An 18,866-nucleotide genomic window follows, 5' to 3' on the forward strand; every position below is an offset into this window, starting at 1 on the left:
TCGCGCCTCGCGCCGCCTCGTCGGGCGCCGCGACGTCGACGATCTGACCCCGGTTGTCCGATCCGCGCCTACTCCACCGGTTCCCACGTCGCGCGGGGGTCTTTGGGGGACTTGCCCGTCCACAGCACCAGCCGTTCGTCTCGGAGCGCATTGAGTTGCTTGACCAGTGTGGGGCGGCTGAGCCCGGTCAGCCCGAGCAGGTCACCGGTTCCCAACGGCTGTCTGGCCGCCCGCAGAGTGCTCAGCGTTTCGGTCGCTCCGCGGGGGAGGCGCTGAAGAACGACGTCGGGGAGGCGGGACAGCGCTGAGAGAATGAGGGTGACGGATCCGGAGCCTTGTCTGTATGCCGGGTCGGTGAGACCTCGATCGCGCATCTCGTCGAACATTCGGCGAATGCCTTCACCCAGTTCCCTCGTGATCCGGAGGTCCGTGCATACTCGAGCGATGCGCGGATTCCTCGCGTAGCGGCTGATGTCGAGTGGCCGGGTCGGATCTGCCAGACCGGGAAAGCGTCCGGGGCTCGTGATCTCGATGCGGTCTGGGAATATCTCCACGCGCACGTGATCGCCGGCGAGGCTGTAGGAGCGATGGACGACCGCGTTGACGAGCCCCTCCATCCACGCGTCAGGAGGGACGACGGGCTCATCCGCGAATATGCCACCCGACAGGCGGGTTCGCCGTGGCTGCCAGGCGTCGATCAGGGACCGCGCTCGATTGATGGCCGTCGGGATCGGGCCTTCGACACGCTCATCGAAGCCCGCATCCACGTTGAGATCTGCTCCTGTCCCCCGGCTCGTGCTGCGATATCGCACGACTCGGACAACGGCGTGCGGAAAGCGCTCGATGGGGTTCGGCGCGAACAGCAGGTATCCGGCCGCGGTGACGTCACCTGACGATGTCAGCAGTCCGCGGTTGCGTAGCAGCTGCGTGTTCGTACCGCTGAAGTCGGCGCTTGCGCGGTAGTGCCGTAGAAGAGCGGGATCGAGGTCGGCGGCCGTCACATCGGACACCGGGGATCCGTCGAACTGCGCGACGCCGCGGTCGAAGTGCAGCTCCTGTCGTTGGGCGAAGCCCAGCTTGCGCGACTCGTCTCCAACGCGGAGGTAGCAGTCGCCGTTCGTCATCTCGTGTACGGCTTCGCCGGGCTGCACGTGCGCGATCAGGAGATTGTCCATCCCCTGTGAGTCGTTGATACAGCCCACGGTGCTGAAGTGCGTTCGCACCGGGGGTGAGGTGTGGTCCATGGATGCCTGGCGTAGCGCGTTCACCGCCTTCGCGTGGTTCCTGGTCCCCTCGACCGAACCGTTGCTGAGTCCGATGATCACTGTGCCGCCCTCGGCGTTCCCCATCGCGCACAGGGTTTTCGCGAGGTCCTTCGGGGCGATGCGTATCGACTTGCGCTCGAACCACTGATCCTCGGGAAGGGCGAGCAACTGTGCCGCGCGCTGATGGATATCGGCGTTGAGCGCGCGATCGACCTCATTGGTTGACATGGAAACACTATAAAACTTTTAGAGTAATAGTGTGCTCAGTGCACGCTGGCGCCCACGAACTCGGCAGGCGCTGGGCCGAGCGCCGAGATCAAGCCTCGCGCCTCGACCGCTACGCCCAGTCACTGACGAGCCGCTGCTTCGTCGAGGCCAGGCGCGACGCGTCCGCCCAGTCGTACACCCACTCCGGGACCTCGTCGGGGATCGTGCCGAGCTGTTCGCGGACCTCGGCGATCGTGATGGCGCCGCCGGAGCGCTTCACGAACCGGGTCCGCGTGATCAGCCGCATGTAGATCTCGCCGCCGCGGACGCGGCGGCGGAGCGCAACGGGGTCGCCGATCGGGTGGCGCGGGTGACGGAGCGTCGCGTCTCGTACATTGCCGGCATCCTCACCGAACTCGGTCTCGACGAGGACGAGGCTCGTCGCCGCGCGATCGCCGTGACCGCGTCCGTCGTGGGCTACCAGCAGCTCGTCGCGACCGGCTGGGACCCCCGCGTGGATTCGACCGACCGGATGGCGGTGTCGCTGCTGGAGATGGCGCTCGGGCGCGCCTGAGACGCCGCGGCGGCACCCCGCTCGCGCATCGCTGGCCGTCCGGAACGGTGCGCGCCGATACTGGATGTCGCTCGATACGGACACTCTTTCGGGTCGTCGTTGTCGTGGCATCCTCCCGGAAGTCGCCCTACCACCGGCCGCTGCTGCTCATCGCGTCGGCTCCCGGTATTCGGCCGCGATCATCCAGCGGTCTCGCATTCGGAAGGCGGGGATCGTCTGTCGCTTGGCCTTGTTCGCGGCGACGTTGCTGCGAATGGCGGCGGCGCGAGCCCAGTCGGCGAGTGGGATGATGTCGCGGCTGGTGACCAGTGCGAGCCGCTTGTGAAGCGCTTCGAGTACGAGCAGCGTAAGCAGCCGAGTCATCGCGTCGTGCCGGTCGGTGCGTCGGTACGCCTCGAGCGCCGGGTAGTACTCGGTATGCCGCCCGCGTGCCCGCACGATCACGGGAGGCAGGCCCTGTCGCAGCAGCTGGTGATTGATCAGCACCCGCCCGATCCGGCCGTTGCCATCGACGAAGGGGTGGATGACCTCGAACTCGCAGTGGAACCACGCGATGCGCTCCAGCACGCCGTCGGGCGGACCGCTCCGGTAGCGCTCGAGCGCTCGGTCGACGAGTTCGGGGACGAACGCTGGGTTGGCCCCCAGATGGGCGCCGACACGCACCCACTCATTGCTGCTCCGGAACCGGCCTGCGGCGTCGTCGCGGATGCCGGTGAGCAGTTCCCGATGCCAGCGCAGGATCAGGTCGGAGGTCAGCGGTTCCGTCGCCTGCAGCAGTTCGGTGGTCACGCGCGCGAGGTTGCTCGCCTCGAAGACCTCGCGCAGCTCATGTGTCCCCCGCGGCAGCCGGCCTTCGAGGATCCGCTCGGTGTCGTCCAGCGTGAGGGAGGAGTTCTCGATCGCGTTCGACTGGTGCACGGCCTCGGGCACTTCGGCCAACGCGATCTCGGTGAGCGCATCCGGATGCTGCGCCGCCAGCTCTCGATACCGCGCCCACAGTGCGTCGATGCGGGCCGTCGTCACCTGATTGATCATTGCCCACCGCCCTGCCGTCAGGTTACCGTGAATCAAAGAACGAATATCAGTAGATTCACGGTGCGGCCGGTCGCGAGTTCGCCGCCACCACGATCGTCGCGCTACTCATCTCCACGTGGCCCCCTCTCCTCATGGAGTAGTCATGAGCCGCCGTGTGGATACGCTCCGCTCACGTTTCGGTGGAGTAGCGGCGTTGGCGGCGCCCCCGCGCGACGACGTCTGCTGTGGCCGGCGCGCCGACCCCGAGCAGCGCGACTCCGACACCGACGACGGCTTCGAGATACCCCGGGTGCAACCAGTCGGGGGCCACGAACCCCAGCACGACCATCAGGGCGATAGTGGGCACGACGGCCAGCAGGATGCGGCCACCGACGCCGGTCGGATTGGTGCGCAGCAGGGCGAAGCCGAGCACAGTCGCGCCGAGCAGCATGGCGATGAACACGGTGGTGGCGAACGCCTCGGAGGCCACCTGGAAGGGGCTGTCGGCGGGGACCTCCAGCAGGGTGGTGAGCGGGATGAGCAGTGTGTAGCCGACGCACAGCACGCTGAAGCAGACCAGCAACACGACCCGCAGCACCCGTGCGAAACGGTTCGCACGCTGGAAACACGGCTTCTCGCGCACCAGCACGACCACGAGCGAGGCATAGGCGATCGCGTGCACGGCGCACACGCCCAGCACCGCGAGCGTGCTCGCCTCCTCGGCGACGAACCAGTTGTCGCCCGTGATCCCGCGCACGGTCGCGTCGAGGAGTGCGATCGCACCGAGTGCGAGGTTGGCGACGAGCGCGAAGCGGTGGTATCCGGTGAGGCCCATGGCGACTCCCTTCGTTCGAGTGGCGGATGCCACGTGCCGCCAACCTACGGACGGCGTGAGCGCGCTCACATCGGTCTCGGGGGCGAAAAGTCACGCGCCGCGCGAGGGAGGGCGCCTCATCCTTTCGGAGGTAGACGCCCGCGCGGCCGGTTCATATTCTGAGCGCATGTCGCCACGCCGTACGGTGCTCGTGGTCGCGCTGGGAAGCGTGGCGATCGGTTCCGTGGCCGCCGCGATGTCGGGCGTCGGGCCGGCCGAGGCGGTCTTTCTCAGCGTGATGATCGGCACTCTCGTTGGCGTAGCCGCCGCCGTCGTCCGCGCGGTGGTCGACGCCCGGCGCGCCCGGCACTCGGCACAGCGGGCCTGGGAGCTGGCCGATGACGAACTCGTCGCGGCCGCGGTCGCCGCGGAGCGCACGCGGCTGGCCGCCGACATCGACCAGCGCCTTCGCGCCGCATTGGCTGAAGTCGCGGATGTCGCAGCTGGTGCGGCGGAGGCGACCGCAGACATCGGGCTCGCGGCGCGAAGCGTGCATCGGATCAGCCGCGAAGCCACGGCGGAACTGCGGCGCGGGCTGGGCATGCTGCGGCAGTCCGACGGCGAGCCGCGGCTCCTGCCCGTGACGGCGGCCGAGGTGCGGCATCCGCACGCCGACCTCGCGATCGCGCTGGGCATCGCCGCGCTCGCCGTCGGCGAATCCTTGCTCTACCGGACTCTGGGCCCGATACCCGGAACCGGCCTCTGGACCGTCGCGAGCGTGATCGCGGCTCTCACGACGATCTGGTGGCGCCGGCGCCCCTGGCTGGGCGCAGGCCTGTGCGCCGCGGTGTGGATGGCGGCCGCGCTCGGCGGCCTCGGCGTCAGCGGCGGCTTCTGGGTGATCGCCACGCTCGGCCTGCTGTCGTTCGGCGCCGCACGCGACAGCGCGCCCATGGTGGCCATCGCTGTGCTGACTCTCTTCCCGGCGGCCGTGGTATGGTCGGTGGCGCGCACCGACCCTGACAACGCTCCGATCACCGCCGTGCTCCTTGCGATCGGCACGCTGGCGGGCCTTGCCGTGCGGTGGGCTCGCGGACGGGCAGATGCCGCGCGAACCCGCGAGCGCAGCAGGACCGACGCCGTGCGGCCGGCCCTCGACGCCGCTCTCGCCATGCAACGCGGCTCCATGGCGCGCGAGCTGCACGACACGGTTTCGCACGCCGTCGGCGTGGTGGCGGTGCAGGCTGCCGCGGCCCGGATCTCGTGGCCCGCCTATCCCGATCGGGCTCGCGAAGCGCTCGCGGTCGCGGGCAAGGTCGCGCACGACGCGCTCGCCGAGCTCGGGGCGATCGGCGTGGGCGCGCCGCTGGAGGCGACCGTCGCCGACATCGTCGACCGTTTCCGGCTCGCCGGGCTGGACGTGCGGTTCAGCGATGCAGAGGTGCCGAGCGCGCTGCAACCGCTTTTCGCGCGTATCGCGCAGGAATCGCTGACGAATGTGCTGCGGCACTCGGGCGCACGGCAGGCACGGGTCGTGGTGACGCGCCGCGGCGGCACCGTGCGGATCACGATCTCGGATGCCGGCAACGGCTCGACCGCGGCACCGGGCTATGGCCTGGTGGGGCTGCGCGAGCGCACCGAACTTGCGGGAGGCAGCCTTACGACGGGGCCGGGCCCGGACGGCGGGTTCGTGCTGGAGGCATCCGTACCGCTGGAGCGGATGTCGACATGAGCGTGCGCGTGCTGATCGTGGACGACAACTCGCTCGTGCGGGCAGGGCTTTCGGCCGTGCTCGCGAGCGATCCGGGGATCGAGGTCGTGGGCGAGGCCGCAAGCGGCCCCGAGGCCCTTGTCCGGCTGGGTGAGGCCGAGGCCCATGTCGTGCTGATGGACATCGAGATGCCCGGCGGCAACGGAATCGCGGCGACGGCGCAGGTGCATCGGTTGTTCCCGACCACGCGCGTGCTGATGCTGACGATGTTCGACCTCGATGAGTACGTGGCGGATGCCTTGCGTGCCGGCGCGGCCGGGTTCCTCCTGAAGACCACCGAGCCGGAAGACCTCGTGGCCGCGGTGAAGGACTGCGCGGCGGGCGCCACGACCCTCAGCCCGCGCGTGCTGGAGATGCTGGTGGACAGCTTCACGGCGCGGCCGGAACCGGTGCCCGAGCCGCCGGGGTACCGCGAGCTGACCGAGCGGGAGCACGATGTGCTGCGTTCGCTCGCCCAGGGCCGCTCGAACGCCGAGATCGCCGCCCACCTGCACATGGCCGAGACGACGGTCAAGTCGCACGTCGCGCACGTTCTGCTCAAGCTGGGCGTACGCGACCGCGTGCAAGCGGCCGTGCTCGCCCACCGCGCAAGGCTCGTCGACTCATAGCGGTGGCCGGCGAGTCCCGGGGTGCACCGTTCGAACCCACAGTGCAGTCGTGTGATGCGCCCCCGGCACCGTGGGGCGAGGCCCAGTTTCAGCGCTGGGGGAGCGGCACCCGTCCGGATGCGACGGCGGCGATGTTGCCGCCGTCGACGAGGAGGTCGATGCCGGTGATGTAGGTGGCCTGGGGTCCGAGGAGGAACACGACGGCGTCCGCGATGTCGCTGGGGGTGCCGATTCGGCCTGTGCCGGAGTGTTCGACCATGGCGCGCATGAACTGGCCGGAGGGGCTGTCGAGCTCGAGCCGGCCCATCGCGGTGGAGATGACGCCGGGGCTGACGCTGTTGATGCGCGCGCCACGCGCGCCCCACGTGCCGCTGGCCTGCTGCACCTGGATGCGGTTGGCGCGTTTCGCGGTTCCGTAGGCGACGCCCGCGCTGCCGAGGGCTTCGGGGCTCAGGAAGGGCAGGGCGAGCAGTCCCTCTGCCGGCGTGCTGCGGATGAGCTGTTCCTGCTCCCGGGTGAACGGCGGCGAGAGATAGCTGGACGAGCTGGAGATGACGACGCTGGCCGCTCCGGGGGCGACGACGTCGGCGAAGGCGTCGAGGACGTGAGCGACGCCGAGCAGGTCGACCTTGAGCACGGCATCCAGCGGCGCCTGGGTCGGGGAGACGCCGGCGGTATGGACGACCTGCGTGACCGGGCCGAGGGAGCCGGCGGTGCGGCCGAGGGCTTCGACCGACACGCGGGACGAGACGTCGACGCGGGCGGTGCGCACGTCGAACCCGTCGGTGGTCATGGACTCTGCGACACGCAAGAGCAGGTCGTCGTTGAAGTCGGCGAGCAGGGTGGTGCGTCCGGGAGCGAGACGGCGGGCGATGGTCTCACCCATTCCGCCGACACCGATGACGACGAGCACTTCGGACAATGGGGGCCTCCTTCGGCGCGATCCCGCGGGCGCAGGATTTCATGGACGTTCCGTCTCGTATATCGAGGCTACGCGGAGGGCGTGCTCGAGGGCGTCTTCCCTCTCGCTCCGGTCGGTGTCGCTGACGGAGGGAAAGCGGATCGATGCCGTCCGCCTCGATGTCGACCCGGCTGCTGTCGCAGACCTGCTGCTGGGCGTGTTCGTGTTCGGGATCGTCTCTCGACGCGTGCTGTCTGAGGACGACGTTCGGGGGATCGTCGCGACGGTGATGCGCGGAGTCTGCGCGACCACCGAGCTCGGTCGCGCATGAGGTACCGGCCGGATCTGCTCAGCCGGGGCTCGGTCCTGTCATTGGTTACGCACAGGAATGATCGGGATGCTGTTCTCCGGACGCACCCCGCGATCCCGACCTTCTTATCCGAGGAGCAGCCATGGTCACCCGAGTCCCCGATCCCGTAGACAGCCCCGACGGCCCGACATACGAGGGCCGCCTCCTCGATCGTCCCGACGAGGAGGTCGTCGACCAGGGTGTCGGCTTCGACCTCGGCACCCTCATGAGCCGACGCACCCTGGTCGGGGCCGGGCTGGCCGGGCTGGGGGCGGCCGTGCTGACCGCCTGCTCGGCGCAGGCGGGAAGCTCCACGGCCACCGCCACGGCGACGGCCACGCCGACCGCCACGGCGACGCCCGAGGAGACGGCGGCCAGCATCGAACTGCCGGCCGGGGAGATTCCCGACGAGACCGCCGGTCCCTATCCGGGCGACGGCTCCAACGGTCCCGACATTCTCGAGCAGTCGGGCATCGTGCGCGCCGACATCCGCTCGAGCATCGGCGCCGACAGCCCGGTCGACGGCGTCCCGCTCGACTTCTCCATCGTCGTGACCGATATGGCCAACGGCGACGCGCCGATGGAGGGCGCGGCGGTCTACGCGTGGCATTGCAGCGCGCAGGGTCTGTACTCGATGTACTCGGAGGGTGTCGAGAACGAGACCTGGTTGCGCGGAGTTCAGGTCGCCGACGCGAATGGCCGGGTCACGTTCAGCTCGATCCTGCCCGGGTGCTACTCGGGTCGGTGGACCCACATCCACTTCGAGGTCTACCCGGACGTGGCATCCATCACCGATTCGGCGAACGCGATCGCGACGTCGCAGATGGCTTTCCCGGAGGATGTCCTGAACGCCGTCTACGTGCTGCCTGCCTACGACGGCTCGGCTCAGAACCTCGCGCAGATCACCCTGGCCACCGACAACGTGTTCAGCGACGACAGCGCCGCCCTGCAGATGGCCACCATCAGCGGCAACACCACCGATGGCTACACCGCCTCTCTCGTCGCTCGCGTCGACACGACGACGGCCCCCACGGGCGGTTCCTCGCCCGGTGGTTCCGGTGGACCCGGCGGACAGCCGCCCGCGAACTGATCGACCGCGCGCGGCGCCCGCGACGACCGACGGGGAGGACCAGGAATGTTCGGCTTGACCATCGAGAAGCTGCTCGTCATCGGTGTGCTCGCTGCCCTCGTCGTGGGGCCGGAACGTCTGCCTGTCTACGCGGAGAAGCTGGCTTCTCTGGCGCGGGGCTTCCGCTCGCTCACCGACACGGCGAAGGCCCGCACCGAAGCCGAGCTCGGCGTGCCGCTCAGCGCCCAGGAGTGGCGCGAGCAGCTCAAGCTCTACGATCCACGCGAGATCATCCGTGAAGCGATGGCGAGTGACGAGGCCGTGGCACCGCCATCCTCGACGGTTCCGCAGGAGGCGGTGAGGCAAGCTCCGCAGGGCGCGGTGCCCGAGATCGCCGAGGCCGAGGCTGAGGTCGACGCCGTGGCCCCGACGGAGGCCCCGGACGCGGTCGAGGCCGTCGATGCTGTCGAGGCCGTGGATGCCACGGCCCCGGCGGCGCCGCGCTGGAAGATCGTGGGCGGGTCGTCCGGGCACCCGCGCCGCGTGCTGGTCTCCGAGCCCGCAGCTGACGAGGGGGAGCCTGCACCGGAATCGCCCAGCGATCCACAGCGGACGCTCGCTGCTGCGGGAGCGCCCGGCTCTGCCGGGGCGTGAGCAACGACGGCGATCGGCGTCGCTGCTCGCCCGTTGAACGTCGTCGCCGTGACGCGTGTACGCGCCCATCGCGGGACTGACCAGCAGATCGCCGACGGTGAGCGGCGGCAGCGGCACGTCGCGGGCCACGATGTCGGCAGAGTCGCACGTCGGACCTGCGACAGTGGTCGGTGCGAGCGCTCCTCGCGCGACGTCCGGGCCAGGGGCCGGCAGGATCAGCGGAAGAGAGTCGCGCTCTCGGCCTCGCGCCGGGCTCTGAGCGTGTTCATCGAGCACTTCTCTCCGGCGTGCCGGACCCCCGGCGCAGCCCGGCTCGTTCCGTGATGGTGAACGCGCCAGCGGCGATGACGTAGAACACGATGTCGGCGAGGACCTTGCCGACCAGCAGCGCCCACAGCGTCCCCGGAAGTAGCCATAGGGCCAGCGCGATCAGCCCAGGCCGCACCAGCAGACTGTCCAGCAGCTCGGCGGGCCCGAACTCGGCGACGAGGAGGAGCAGGCTGCGCGCCGCCGCGTCCCGTCGCGTCCGCGTCACCGCGGGGTCGATACGACCCCGCCAGCGCTCCGGTGGCGTCGTGGGCGTCGGCATCGGATCGACCTCTTGACATGCTGCGACGGCATCCGTAATCTACAACCAAATGGTTGTACAAACGGAGCAGACGGATGGTGAGATCGACCGTGTCTTCCAGGCCCTCGCGGCGGCGACGCGACGCGACATCCTGGCGCGCACCATCGAGCAGGAACTGTCGGTGTCGGAGCTCGCCGCGGACTACGACATGTCGTTCGCGGCCGTGCAGAAGCACGTCGCCGTGCTCGAGGCCGCCGGCCTCGTCATCAAGCGCGCCGAGGGGCGCGAGCGTCTGGTGCGGGCGGACCCCGCGATGATCGCCCGCGCACGGGCGCTCCTGTCCCGCTACGAGGATCTCTGGCGCGCCCGCATCGACCGGCTCGACGCGCTGCTGGCCGAGCCCGAAGCCTGAATCGAAGGAGAGATCCATGCCCGTCCGCGACATCATCACCGATCCCGAGACCCTCACGATGACGCTCATCGCCGACGTCGACGCACCGGTCGACCGGCTCTGGCGGGCGTTCACCGACCCGCGCCAGCTCGAGCGCTTCTGGGGGCCCCCGGGCTGGCCGGCGACGTTCACCGAGTTCGACTTCACGGTCGGCGGCCGCGCCCACTATCACATGACGAGTCCGCAGGGCGAGGCATCCTACGGCGCCTGGGAGTTCGTGCGCATAGACGAGGGCACCGGCTTCGAGGCGCTCGACAGCTTCGTCGACGCCGACGGCACGGTGTTCGAGGGCTTCCCCGCGATGCGCATGGTGTTCACCTTCGAGGCCACTGTCACGGGGTCGACGCTGCGCAACGTCACCTACTTCGACTCCCATGAGGCGCTCGAGCAGGTCGTCGCGATGGGCGCCGTCGAGGGCTCGCGCCTGGCGATGGGGCAGCTCGACGCCGTGCTCCACGACCTGCGCGAGTATGCGCAGGGCAAAGGCACCCGCACCGAGCTGCTCGACGACACGCACGTGCGCATCACGCGGCTTGTCGAGGGTGCGCGTGAGCTCGTCTGGCGCGCCCACCACGAGCCCGAGCTGCTGCGGCGCTGGATGCTCGGACCCGACGGATGGTCGATGATCGAGTGCGAGGTAGGCGACACCTACCGCTACGTGTGGCAGCAGGGGGACGACGAGTCCACGCGCTTCGGCTTCGAGGGCGAGACCGTGCTGTCCGAGGCGCCGCGCCGTGCCGTCACGACGGAGCGCATGATCGGGACCGAGGGCCCGGCGACGCTCAACGACCTGCAGCTCTACGAGGAGGACGGCGCGACGCTGCTGACCCTCGTCGTGGAGTACCCCGACAAGGACACCCGCGACGCGATCCTCGCCACCGGCATGACCGACGGCATCGAGGCCAGTTACGCGCGGCTGGAGGACGTCATCGCCTGACCCTGGAGGGCGGATAGCGGTACTCGCCGACGGAATCCGTCCCGGACAGAGGCTGGATGTGCCGCTGGGGCGCCGGATCGGGCGATTCTTCCTCTACCGACCTCGGTTCGGGACGCATTCCGGGGGGTGTCGGCGGCTTTCAGTCGCGAGGCGGGCTCGCTGAACATGGATCAACATGGTTAGGCTAACCTAATGACCCGCAGATGACGGGGGAACCGACGACCCTTCGGAGCGCGACACGCGGTGAGCAGCACGACCACGACGCCGGTTACCGGCCGGGCAGCGGTGGATCCGCGCGCCGTGCTCGGGCCGGTGCGTGTCGGCATCCGTCGTCGGCTGATCGGGCTGGGCGCGCTGGCCGGGCTGCTCGTGGTCGTGGCCGTGCTCTCGCTCGCGATCGGCGCGCGCGCCATCGCCCCCGATGCCGTCGCGCGCGCGCTCGTCTCGGCCGCCAGCGGAGCGCCGCTCACCGACTACGACTCGACGGTCGTGCTGACCGAACGGCTGCCGCGCACACTGCTCGGGCTGCTCGTGGGCGTGTGCCTGGGCGGATCGGGTGTGCTCATGCAGGCTCTCACACGCAATCCGCTCGTCGACGGGGGCATCCTCGGAGTCGAGCTCGGTGCCGCGTGCGCGGTCGTGACCGGCATCGTCTTCGTCGGGCTCGCCTCGATCACGGCGACGTTCTGGGTCGCCCTCGCCGGCGCTGCGGCGACCGCAGCGCTCGTCTTCGCCGTCTCGCGCCTGACCCGGGCCGCGTCGGCAGCGGTGAGCCTGGTGATCGCCGGCGCCGCGACCGCGGCCATGCTCGGCGCGGTCATCAACCTCTTGATCATCCGCGACGAATCGGCCTTTGCGCGCTACCGCTTCTGGTCGATCGGCCAGCTGTCCGGGCGCGGTGAGACGCTCCCGGAGCTGTGGCCGTTCGCCTTCGCCGGAGTCGTGCTCGCGCTGCTGTGCGGCCCGACGCTCAACGCGCTCGCCCTCGGCGAGTCCACCGCCGCGGGTCTCGGCGTGCGCGTGCGCAGGGCACAGCTGAGCGTCGCGCTGGTCGCCGTGCTGCTGTGCGCGGCCGCCGTGGCGGCGGCAGGACCCATCGGCTTCATCGGACTGGTCGGCGCACACCTGGCCCGGCTGATCGTCGGCGCCGATCAACGCCTGCTGGTCCCGCTCGGGATGCTGTGCGGCGCCATCGTGCTGCTGGCCGCCGATGTTGCCGGGCGTGTGGCCCCGGGCAACGGGGAGATCGCCGTCGGCATCATGACCGCTGTCGTGGGCACGCCGGTGTTCATCGTCCTCGCCCGCACACGGAAGCTGGTGGAGGCATGACCGCTGTCACCGCGCCAGCGACCGAGGCCGTCGTCGTCACCGCCCTGCGCCGGGAGCGCCGCCGCACCCGGGTGCGCGCCGCCCTGGTGCTCACCGCGCTCGGGGCCGTCACGGTCGCCGGCCTCGTCGTCGAAGTGCTGGTCGGCGGCTCCGCCGACATCGCGCTGTCCGACGCGCTGTCGGCGGTGTTCGGCTCCGGCACGGGCCTCGCGAGGTTCGTCGTGGTCGAGACGCGTCTGCCGCGAGCGCTGACCGCCGTGCTGGTCGGCGCTGTTTTCGGTCTCTCCGGCGTCGTGTATCAGCGGCTGGTGTCGAACGTGCTCGCAACCCCTGACATCATCGGCGTCTCGGCCGGTGCCAGCGCCGGTGCCGTGGCCGTGCTCGTCGTCGCCGGCGGCACCGGCCTGGCCGTCCAGGCCGGAGCGCTCGCGGGAGCCGCTCTCGCCGTGTTCCTGATCTTCGGGCTCAGCTGGACGCACGGTTCGTCGACCTACCGCCTGGTGCTGGTGGGCATCGGCGTCGGCGCGTGTTTCGCTGCGGCGACCAGCTACCTGCTGGCTCTCGCCGACTCGATGACCTCGACCCGCGCGATGCGGTGGTTGATCGGCTCGCTCTCCGGGGCGCAGTGGAACGAGGTGGCCGTGCTCGCCCTCACGCTCGTCGTCGGCGTCGTCGCCGTCGTGCTGCTCACGCCCTCGCTCGATGCGCTGCGCCTGGGTGACCATCTCGCGTCGGGCCTTGGAACGCGGGTAGGGCTCGTGAGGGTCATCGCGCTGCTGCTCGGGGCGGCCCTCGCCGCGATCGCCACGAGCGTCGCCGGTCCGGTCGCCTTCATCGCGCTGGTGGCCGGCCCCATCGCGGCGCGGCTGCTGCCGCAGGCAGGTCCCCTGCCCGCTGCCGCGGTGGGGGCCGCGGTGCTGGTGCTGGCCGATGTCGCCGCGCAGACCGCCCCCGTCATCAGCCCGGTGCCCACCGGGGTCCTCACCGGACTCGTGGGGGCGCCGGCGCTGATCTTCCTGCTGCTGACTCGGAAGGCGGAGGCCCGATGACCGCGCTCGGCGACACGTCTTCGCAAACGGATGCCGCGACGCCCGGCATCCCGGATCCCCACCGCGGGCTGTCCGCGCGCGCACTGCGCGCCGGATACGCCGCGCGGACGATCATCGGCGGACTGGATCTCGCGATCCCCGCGCGGGGGATCACCGCCCTGATCGGTCCCAACGCGTGCGGCAAGTCGACCCTGCTCGGCACCCTCGCACGGCTGCTGCCCGTGCAGGGCGGCTCTGTGCTGCTCGACGGCGACGCGATCCACTCGCTGCCCACGCGCGACGTGGCACGCCGACTCGGCATCCTGCCGCAGAGTCCCGTCGCACCCGAAGGCATCACCGTCGCCGAGCTCGTCACGCGCGGACGTCACCCGCACCGTCGATTCGGGGTGCGCACCCCCGACGATGACGAGATCGTCGCGCAGGCACTGCTGCGCACCGGCGTCGCCGACCTCGCCACGCGGGCCGTCGACACGCTCTCGGGCGGGCAGCGCCAGCGCGTCTGGATCGCGATGGCCCTCGCGCAGCAGACCCCGCTGCTGCTGCTCGACGAGCCCACGAGCGCACTCGACGTCGCGCACCAGATCGAGGTGCTCGACCTGCTCGCCGACCTCGACGCCGCCGGTACCACGGTCGTCGTCGTGCTGCACGACCTCGCCCACGCCGCGCGCTACGCGTCGACCGTGATCGCGATGAAGGACGGTGCGGTCGTGGCGGTCGGGCCACCGCGCGCGGTGATCACCGCCGAGCTCGTCGCCGAGGTCTTCGGCGTACGCGCTCGCGTGATCGCCGATCCCGACACCGGCGCCCCCCTTGTCCTCGTACGCGGTCGTCACGACAGCTGACCCGTGCTCCGTCTCCCTACTCGACACCAGGAGGAATCACCATGTCCCACCCCATCGTGCGCCGCACGGTCGCAGCGGCCGTCGCCCTCGGGCTCGCCGCCGTCGGGCTCGCCGGCTGCTCCAGCTCCTCGGACACCGCGGAGGCATCCGCGGAGGGCTACCCGCTCACGCTCGACAGCCCCTACGGCGAGACCGTGCTGGAGGAACAGCCCGAGCGCGTGGCCGTCGTCTCGTCGGTCGACCTCGACATCGCGCTCGCCCTCGGCGTCGTGCCGGTGATCAGCCCGCTCTACGGCGACTCCGCGCTCGATCCGTGGGAGGAGGACGCGCTCGCCGCTCTGGGCGAGAGCGAGTTGGCGACGTTCGACTCCACCGACGGCGTCGACTACGAGGCCATCGCCGCCGCGGAGCCCGACGTCATCCTGGCCACCAGCGGCTGGACGCTCGACGAGGACTACGAGCAGCTGTCGAAGATCGCGCCCATCGTGTCGTACATCGGCGAGGACGGCCTCAGCTCCATGACGTGGGCTGAGCGCACAGAGGTGGCCGCGACCGCCCTCGGGCTCTCGGACGAGGGCGATGAGGTGATCGCGAACGTCGCGGCGCAGTTCGAAGAGGCCGCCGCCGCCCACCCGGAGTTCGCCGGGAAGACGTTCACGTACGCCGTGATCCACCCCGATCAGATCACGTACATCTCGTACGCCGGCAGCGACGTGTCGTTCTTCACGGACCTCGGCTTCGTGCTCCCCGACACCGCCGAGCAGTTCAGTGAGGCCGACTCGGCGGTCAGCCGCGAGAACGTCGACCTGCTCGACGCCGACGTGCTGCTGGTGGGATACCCCTTCGGCGACGAGGGTCTGCTCAGCCGCGACGCATTGGAGGGCGACGCGCTGTTCCAGCAGATCCCGGCCGTGGCCGGTGGGCACTACGCCGTCGTCGACGACGCCGTGGCCTCGCCGCTGGCCTACCCGACACCGCTGAGCGAACTGTGGCTGCTGGATCAGCTCGTGCCGGTGCTCTCCGACGCCGTGGCCGGCGACGGAGGCCAGTGACGCGGGTCTTGCGCGCGTCTCCTCGTCGCTGAAATCCGTCCCGCACGGAGGCTGGATGCGGCAGAAGGGTGCCCGGACGGGTGCTTCTGCTACAGCCGGCCTTCGTCCGGGACGCATTCCGCGGGAGCCGACGGACAGCGGGCTTGTTGACGAGGTCGGGAACCTCCGACCCCGGCAGCAGCGGCGTGCCGGTCACCAGGTTCAGGTCGACGCCGACGCCGACCCCCTCGCGCCGTTTCCGTTCGGCGGCGGCGAACGCGGCATCCGGCCGGTTGGCGAAGATTCCGGAGTTGCGGACGATCCCGCCGTCGATGAGGTGCAGCAGCCGAAGGGGGTTTCTCTGGTGGCTCCGACGGGCGTCGATCCCGTGACCTCACGATTTTCAGTCGTGCGCTCTACCAACTGAGCTACAGAGCCGCGCGGCGTGGAGCGCCGCGTCCGAGACGAAAGGCCCTCTGAAACAAAGGGCCCGTCGCTTGGAGCGACCCTGACGGGACTTGAACCCGCGACCTCCGCCGTGACAGGGCGGCACGCTAACCAACTGCGCTACAGGGCCATGTGTGTTGAGTTGTGGGCGTGACCCCAACGGGATTCGAACCCGTGCTACCGCCGTGAAAGGGCGGCGTCCTAGGCCGCTAAACGATGGGGCCGAGCGAACCCTGGGGCTCACGCTTACCGACGCTCAAGCATACGCAACGCCCGGTCGAATTGCTAATCGAAGGCGCGTCGGAACGCGGTGTGCGCGCGGGGCGGCGAGGATGGGCGGAGCACTCCCGATCCGGCCCTGCCGAGTGTCGTGACGACCCCCGCTGCTCGAGCAGGGGTTGTGACGGCTGTTGTTTGTGTGAAAAATGGTGCTGTTGTCTACGAAAGGGACCGTGTGCGGGCCGAGGACCAGAACACCGAGGTGGATTGCGGCTGCGCGCCGTCACCCAGGGAATGGCGTGCCTTCGTGCGACCGATGACGCGGCGCGGGGCGATCGGGCTCGGCATGGTGGGCCTGGCCACGGCCGGGTTCCTGCTGGCGCAGCCTGCGTTCGCCGCCGACTACCCCTCGTGGGACGACGTCGAGCGGGCACGCGCCGACGAGGGCGCGAAAGCCGCCGAGATCACCCGCATCCAGGGCCTGATCGCCGAGCTGCAGGCCGAGGTCGCACGCACGCAGGCGGTCGCGCAGCAGCTCGCCGGCGAGTACATGCAGGCTCAGGAGGAGTTCTACTCCGCGGCCGACCGCGCGAACCTGCTCCAGTTGCAGGCGGATGCCGAGTCCGCCAAGGCCGTCGCCGCGGCCGAGAAGGCCGGCCGGATCGCCTCCCAGCTCTACCGCAACGGCGGCGACGATACCTCGCTCGAGCTGTTCTTCTCCGGCTCGGCCGCCGGGGCCGACGATCTGCTCGCCCGGCTCGGCGCCATGGACAAGGTGATGGGCGTCAATCGGGCCGTCTACGACGAGGCCGTCACGGCCCGCGACACCGCGCAGTCGTTGAGCGACCAGGCCGTGGTGGCACGCGACGAGCGCGACCGGCTGCAGAAGATCGCCGAGCAGAAGATGATCGCCGCGCAGGAGGCCGCCAATGCCGCGCAGGCGGCCGCCGAGGCCGCGGCGATGCACCTGACCGAGCTGCAGGCGCAGCTGGCCGCGCTGCAGGACACCACAGCCAAGACCGTCGCCGCCTACCAGGAGGGCGTCGAGGCCGAACGCCGCGCGCGCGAGGCGCGCGAGGCCGCCGCGCGCGAAGAGGCGGCCCGCCGCGCCGCGGAGCAGGCCGCCCAGGCCGCCCAGGCCGGCAGCTCAGTCAGCGCGGGCGGTGGCAGCAGCAGCGGATCCGGGGGCTGGACCCGTCCGCACGGCGGCTATGTGTCCGACACCTACGGCCCGCGCAGCAGCATCTGCTCCAACGGGTACTGCACGAGCGGGTACCACCGCGGCACCGACCTCGCCAACGGCTGCGGCGCGGAGATCTACGCCGCCAACAGCGGTCGGGTCTCGCTCCTCCTGTGGAACGATCCCGGCTACGGCAACATGATCAAGATCGATCACGGCAACGGTTACGGCACCGGCTACGCACACATCCGCCCCGGCGGATTCAACGTGAACTGGGGCGACTACGTCGCGTCCGGCCAGGTCATCGCCTACGCCGGCACCACGGGCGCCTCGACCGGATGCCACCTCCACTTCGAGGTGTACGTCAACGGTGCCACGACCGATCCGCAGAGCTTCATGGCCAGTCAGGGCGTCTGGCTCTGACGGACGTGAAGGGCGGATGCCGCAGCATCCGCCCTTCACGTCGGCACCGCTCAGAGGGTGTTGGGAGCCTGGCCCTCGCCCTGCGTCTTGGTCTGGCCTTCGTGGTCCTCGAAGCGAGAGAACGCCTCGGACACGAGCCGCTCAGCCTCGGCTGCATCGGCCCACTGGTCGACCTTGACCCACTTGCCGGGCTCCAGGTCTTTGTAGTGCTCGAAGAAGTGGCCGATCTCGCCCTTGGTCCACTCGTCGAGGTCGGTGACGTCCTGGATGTGCGCCCAGCGCGGGTCCTTCGCGAGCACGGCGACGACCTTGTCGTCGCCGCCGGCCTCGTCGCTCATGCGCAGCACGCCGACCGGGCGCACCTTGGCGAGGACGCCGGGGTAGAGGTCGCGGTCGAGCAGAAGCAGCACGTCGAGCGGGTCGCCGTCCTCGCCGAGCGTGTTCTCGAAGAAGCCGTAGTTGGCCGGGTACCCCATCGGCGTGAACAGGACGCGGTCGAGGAACACACGGCCGGTGCCGTGGTCGACCTCATACTTGACGCGGCTGCCGCGGGGGATCTCGATGACGGCGTCGTACGCGCCCATGCTGGTTCTCCTTCGAAGACGGGGAATGCCGGTTCGGCCGCGTCCGGCGGCTCACTGGCGGGCACACGCTCCACACGGCGCCAGCGACCAGCCTACTGGGCTCAGCGACGCCGGCGCAGGGCAGGTCGGGCCTGGAAGTGCCGACGCGGGGCGGGTGGCGCCTCGGCGGCGTCCCGCTTACAGGGCGAACCGGCCCTTCGCCGCCTCGCAGGCGGTCCCGGTGCCGATCGCCCCTGTAAGCGGGACGGTGCGAGCCAGTACCGTGGTGCAGGTGCCGAGCCTGAACCCCGCCGTCGCCGAGGTGCGCCGCGCCGTGCGCGGCGCTCTCGGCGACCTGACCCCAGGGTCCGTGCTGGTGGTGGCGCTCTCCGGCGGCGCCGACTCGCTCGCGCTCGCGGCCGCGACGGCGTTCGAGGCGCCCAGGCTGGGGCTCGCACCGGTCGCGGTGATCGTCGACCACGGGCTGCAGGACGGGTCGGCGGAGGCCGCGGCCTCCTCCGCGGCCTCCGCGCGCGGCCTCGGCCTTGCCGCCCATGTGGTCCGAGCCGAGGTGGCTGCGGGCGGCGGCCCCGAGGCCGCC

At 70.4% G+C, this 18,866-nt stretch carries 21 protein-coding genes, 3 tRNA genes and 1 pseudogene; 14 read left to right on the forward strand and 11 right to left on the reverse strand.

The window, feature by feature from the left end; genetic code table 11:
- Positions 1 to 68: 68 nt before the first annotated feature.
- Positions 69 to 1,493 (reverse strand): ATP-binding protein, encoded by a 1,425-nt coding sequence (locus QM641_RS02480; RefSeq protein ID WP_415113099.1) that lies wholly within the window; start codon positions 1,491 to 1,493, stop codon positions 69 to 71.
- 109 nt (positions 1,494 to 1,602) lie between these two features.
- A complete protein-coding gene (locus QM641_RS02485; RefSeq protein WP_415113101.1) occupies positions 1,603 to 1,779 on the reverse strand; it encodes a hypothetical protein in 177 nt (58 codons plus the stop codon).
- 63 nt (positions 1,780 to 1,842) lie between these two features.
- Between QM641_RS02485 and QM641_RS02490 the strand changes: the two genes are divergently transcribed.
- A complete protein-coding gene (locus tag QM641_RS02490) occupies positions 1,843 to 2,046 on the forward strand; it encodes a hypothetical protein (protein WP_415113103.1) in 204 nt (67 codons plus the stop codon).
- Positions 2,047 to 2,193: 147 nt separating this feature from the next.
- On the opposite strand, the gene QM641_RS02495 is transcribed toward QM641_RS02490, so the two are convergent.
- Together QM641_RS02495 and QM641_RS02500 are read right to left on the reverse strand one after the other, a co-directional pair.
- Positions 2,194 to 3,069, reverse strand: coding sequence for a Fic family protein (locus QM641_RS02495; RefSeq protein ID WP_415113105.1), 876 nt, complete (start codon positions 3,067 to 3,069; stop codon positions 2,194 to 2,196).
- 181 nt (positions 3,070 to 3,250) lie between these two features.
- A complete protein-coding gene (locus QM641_RS02500; protein ID WP_415113107.1) occupies positions 3,251 to 3,895 on the reverse strand; it encodes a hypothetical protein in 645 nt (214 codons plus the stop codon).
- Between the two features lie 166 nt (positions 3,896 to 4,061).
- On the opposite strand from QM641_RS02500, the gene QM641_RS02505 reads away from it, so the two are divergent.
- Positions 4,062 to 5,606 carry a sensor histidine kinase gene (locus tag QM641_RS02505; RefSeq protein ID WP_415113109.1) on the forward strand — a complete coding sequence of 515 codons (1,545 nt, stop codon included), beginning with the start codon at positions 4,062 to 4,064 and terminating at the stop codon, positions 5,604 to 5,606.
- Positions 5,603 to 6,253 carry a response regulator gene (locus QM641_RS02510; RefSeq protein WP_415113111.1) on the forward strand — a complete coding sequence of 217 codons (651 nt, stop codon included), beginning with the start codon at positions 5,603 to 5,605 and terminating at the stop codon, positions 6,251 to 6,253. Before QM641_RS02505 ends, QM641_RS02510 begins: the two co-directional genes overlap by 4 nt.
- Positions 6,254 to 6,341: 88 nt before the next feature.
- Here the strand turns inward: QM641_RS02510 and QM641_RS02515 are convergent, their stop codons facing one another.
- A complete protein-coding gene (locus QM641_RS02515) occupies positions 6,342 to 7,166 on the reverse strand; it encodes an SDR family oxidoreductase (protein ID WP_415113136.1) in 825 nt (274 codons plus the stop codon).
- 124 nt (positions 7,167 to 7,290) lie between these two features.
- Here QM641_RS02515 and QM641_RS02520 point away from each other — a divergent pair, with 124 nt between their 5' ends.
- From QM641_RS02520 to QM641_RS02530, 3 genes are all read left to right on the forward strand, one after another.
- Complete coding sequence (locus tag QM641_RS02520; protein ID WP_415113113.1) at positions 7,291 to 7,485, forward strand: hypothetical protein; 195 nt, start codon at positions 7,291 to 7,293, stop codon at positions 7,483 to 7,485.
- A gap of 121 nt (positions 7,486 to 7,606) precedes the next feature.
- Positions 7,607 to 8,593: an intradiol ring-cleavage dioxygenase gene (locus QM641_RS02525; protein WP_415113115.1), complete on the forward strand. Its 987-nt coding sequence runs from the start codon at positions 7,607 to 7,609 to the stop codon at positions 8,591 to 8,593.
- Positions 8,594 to 8,638: 45 nt separating this feature from the next.
- A complete protein-coding gene (locus QM641_RS02530) occupies positions 8,639 to 9,226 on the forward strand; it encodes a hypothetical protein (RefSeq protein ID WP_415113117.1) in 588 nt (195 codons plus the stop codon).
- Positions 9,227 to 9,343: 117 nt separating this feature from the next.
- On the opposite strand, the pseudogene QM641_RS02535 reads toward QM641_RS02530, so the two are convergent.
- Both QM641_RS02535 and QM641_RS02540 read right to left on the reverse strand, forming a co-directional pair.
- Positions 9,344 to 9,502 (reverse strand): annotated as a pseudogene (locus tag QM641_RS02535) (hypothetical protein); the annotation flags it as partial.
- Positions 9,492 to 9,815: a hypothetical protein gene (locus QM641_RS02540; protein WP_415113119.1), complete on the reverse strand. Its 324-nt coding sequence runs from the start codon at positions 9,813 to 9,815 to the stop codon at positions 9,492 to 9,494. The gene QM641_RS02540 and the pseudogene QM641_RS02535, both read right to left, overlap by 11 nt.
- A 49-nt stretch (positions 9,816 to 9,864) precedes the next feature.
- On the opposite strand from QM641_RS02540, the gene QM641_RS02545 reads away from it, so the two are divergent.
- The 6 genes from QM641_RS02545 to QM641_RS02570 all read left to right on the forward strand — a co-directional run bounded on the left by QM641_RS02545 (position 9,865) and on the right by QM641_RS02570 (position 15,454).
- Entirely contained in the window at positions 9,865 to 10,206 is a 342-nt protein-coding gene (locus QM641_RS02545) for an ArsR/SmtB family transcription factor (protein ID WP_415113121.1), read from the forward strand.
- A gap of 16 nt (positions 10,207 to 10,222) precedes the next feature.
- A complete protein-coding gene (locus QM641_RS02550) occupies positions 10,223 to 11,182 on the forward strand; it encodes an SRPBCC family protein (protein WP_415113123.1) in 960 nt (319 codons plus the stop codon).
- A 243-nt stretch (positions 11,183 to 11,425) separates the two neighbouring features.
- Positions 11,426 to 12,511, forward strand: coding sequence for a FecCD family ABC transporter permease (locus QM641_RS02555; RefSeq protein ID WP_415113125.1), 1,086 nt, complete (start codon positions 11,426 to 11,428; stop codon positions 12,509 to 12,511).
- Positions 12,508 to 13,560, forward strand: a complete 1,053-nt coding sequence (locus QM641_RS02560; protein ID WP_415113126.1) for a FecCD family ABC transporter permease — start codon at positions 12,508 to 12,510, stop codon at positions 13,558 to 13,560. The genes QM641_RS02555 and QM641_RS02560 overlap by 4 nt, the downstream gene beginning before the upstream one ends.
- Complete coding sequence (locus QM641_RS02565) at positions 13,557 to 14,402, forward strand: ABC transporter ATP-binding protein (protein ID WP_415113128.1); 846 nt, start codon at positions 13,557 to 13,559, stop codon at positions 14,400 to 14,402. The genes QM641_RS02560 and QM641_RS02565 overlap by 4 nt, the downstream gene beginning before the upstream one ends.
- A gap of 41 nt (positions 14,403 to 14,443) precedes the next feature.
- Positions 14,444 to 15,454 (forward strand): ABC transporter substrate-binding protein, encoded by a 1,011-nt coding sequence (locus QM641_RS02570; protein ID WP_415113130.1) that lies wholly within the window; start codon positions 14,444 to 14,446, stop codon positions 15,452 to 15,454.
- Positions 15,455 to 15,795: 341 nt separating this feature from the next.
- Here the strand turns inward: QM641_RS02570 and QM641_RS02575 are convergent.
- The 3 genes from QM641_RS02575 to QM641_RS02585 form a co-directional block, all read right to left on the reverse strand.
- Positions 15,796 to 15,871 (reverse strand) — tRNA-Phe (locus QM641_RS02575).
- Positions 15,872 to 15,936: 65 nt separating this feature from the next.
- A tRNA-Asp gene (locus QM641_RS02580) sits at positions 15,937 to 16,010 on the reverse strand.
- A gap of 21 nt (positions 16,011 to 16,031) precedes the next feature.
- Positions 16,032 to 16,104 (reverse strand) — tRNA-Glu (locus tag QM641_RS02585).
- 311 nt (positions 16,105 to 16,415) lie between these two features.
- Here QM641_RS02585 and QM641_RS02590 point away from each other — a divergent pair.
- Positions 16,416 to 17,702, forward strand: a complete 1,287-nt coding sequence (locus QM641_RS02590; protein ID WP_415113132.1) for a M23 family metallopeptidase — start codon at positions 16,416 to 16,418, stop codon at positions 17,700 to 17,702.
- A gap of 50 nt (positions 17,703 to 17,752) precedes the next feature.
- On the opposite strand, the gene QM641_RS02595 is transcribed toward QM641_RS02590, so the two are convergent.
- On the reverse strand, positions 17,753 to 18,286 hold the full coding sequence (locus QM641_RS02595; protein ID WP_415113134.1) for an inorganic diphosphatase: 534 nt from the start codon (positions 18,284 to 18,286) through the stop codon (positions 17,753 to 17,755).
- A gap of 271 nt (positions 18,287 to 18,557) precedes the next feature.
- Between QM641_RS02595 and QM641_RS02600 the strand changes: the two genes are divergently transcribed.
- Positions 18,558 to 18,866, forward strand: a 309-nt coding sequence (locus QM641_RS02600; RefSeq protein ID WP_415113138.1) for an ATP-binding protein, incomplete at its 3' end; no start/stop codon positions are given.

The organism is Microbacterium sp. (genome assembly GCF_047605725.1).
In the GTDB taxonomy this organism is placed as follows: domain Bacteria; phylum Actinomycetota; class Actinomycetes; order Actinomycetales; family Microbacteriaceae; genus Microbacterium.

Excerpts from the sequence above, each read along its gene's own strand:
- QM641_RS02480 (WP_415113099.1), bottom strand. The coding sequence starts at position 1,493 with ATGTCAACCAATGAGGTCGATCGCGCGCTCAACGCCGATATCCATCAG.
- QM641_RS02485 (WP_415113101.1), bottom strand. The coding sequence starts at position 1,779 with ATGCGGCTGATCACGCGGACCCGGTTCGTGAAGCGCTCCGGCGGCGCC.
- QM641_RS02500 (WP_415113107.1), bottom strand. The coding sequence starts at position 3,895 with ATGGGCCTCACCGGATACCACCGCTTCGCGCTCGTCGCCAACCTCGCA.
- QM641_RS02505 (WP_415113109.1), top strand. The coding sequence starts at position 4,062 with ATGTCGCCACGCCGTACGGTGCTCGTGGTCGCGCTGGGAAGCGTGGCG.
- QM641_RS02510 (WP_415113111.1), top strand. The coding sequence starts at position 5,603 with ATGAGCGTGCGCGTGCTGATCGTGGACGACAACTCGCTCGTGCGGGCA.
- QM641_RS02525 (WP_415113115.1), top strand. The coding sequence starts at position 7,607 with ATGGTCACCCGAGTCCCCGATCCCGTAGACAGCCCCGACGGCCCGACA.
- QM641_RS02530 (WP_415113117.1), top strand. The coding sequence starts at position 8,639 with ATGTTCGGCTTGACCATCGAGAAGCTGCTCGTCATCGGTGTGCTCGCT.
- QM641_RS02540 (WP_415113119.1), bottom strand. The coding sequence starts at position 9,815 with ATGCCGACGCCCACGACGCCACCGGAGCGCTGGCGGGGTCGTATCGAC.
- QM641_RS02545 (WP_415113121.1), top strand. The coding sequence starts at position 9,865 with ATGGTTGTACAAACGGAGCAGACGGATGGTGAGATCGACCGTGTCTTC.
- QM641_RS02550 (WP_415113123.1), top strand. The coding sequence starts at position 10,223 with ATGCCCGTCCGCGACATCATCACCGATCCCGAGACCCTCACGATGACG.
- QM641_RS02560 (WP_415113126.1), top strand. The coding sequence starts at position 12,508 with ATGACCGCTGTCACCGCGCCAGCGACCGAGGCCGTCGTCGTCACCGCC.
- QM641_RS02565 (WP_415113128.1), top strand. The coding sequence starts at position 13,557 with ATGACCGCGCTCGGCGACACGTCTTCGCAAACGGATGCCGCGACGCCC.
- QM641_RS02570 (WP_415113130.1), top strand. The coding sequence starts at position 14,444 with ATGTCCCACCCCATCGTGCGCCGCACGGTCGCAGCGGCCGTCGCCCTC.
- QM641_RS02590 (WP_415113132.1), top strand. The coding sequence starts at position 16,416 with ATGACGCGGCGCGGGGCGATCGGGCTCGGCATGGTGGGCCTGGCCACG.
- QM641_RS02595 (WP_415113134.1), bottom strand. The coding sequence starts at position 18,286 with ATGGGCGCGTACGACGCCGTCATCGAGATCCCCCGCGGCAGCCGCGTC.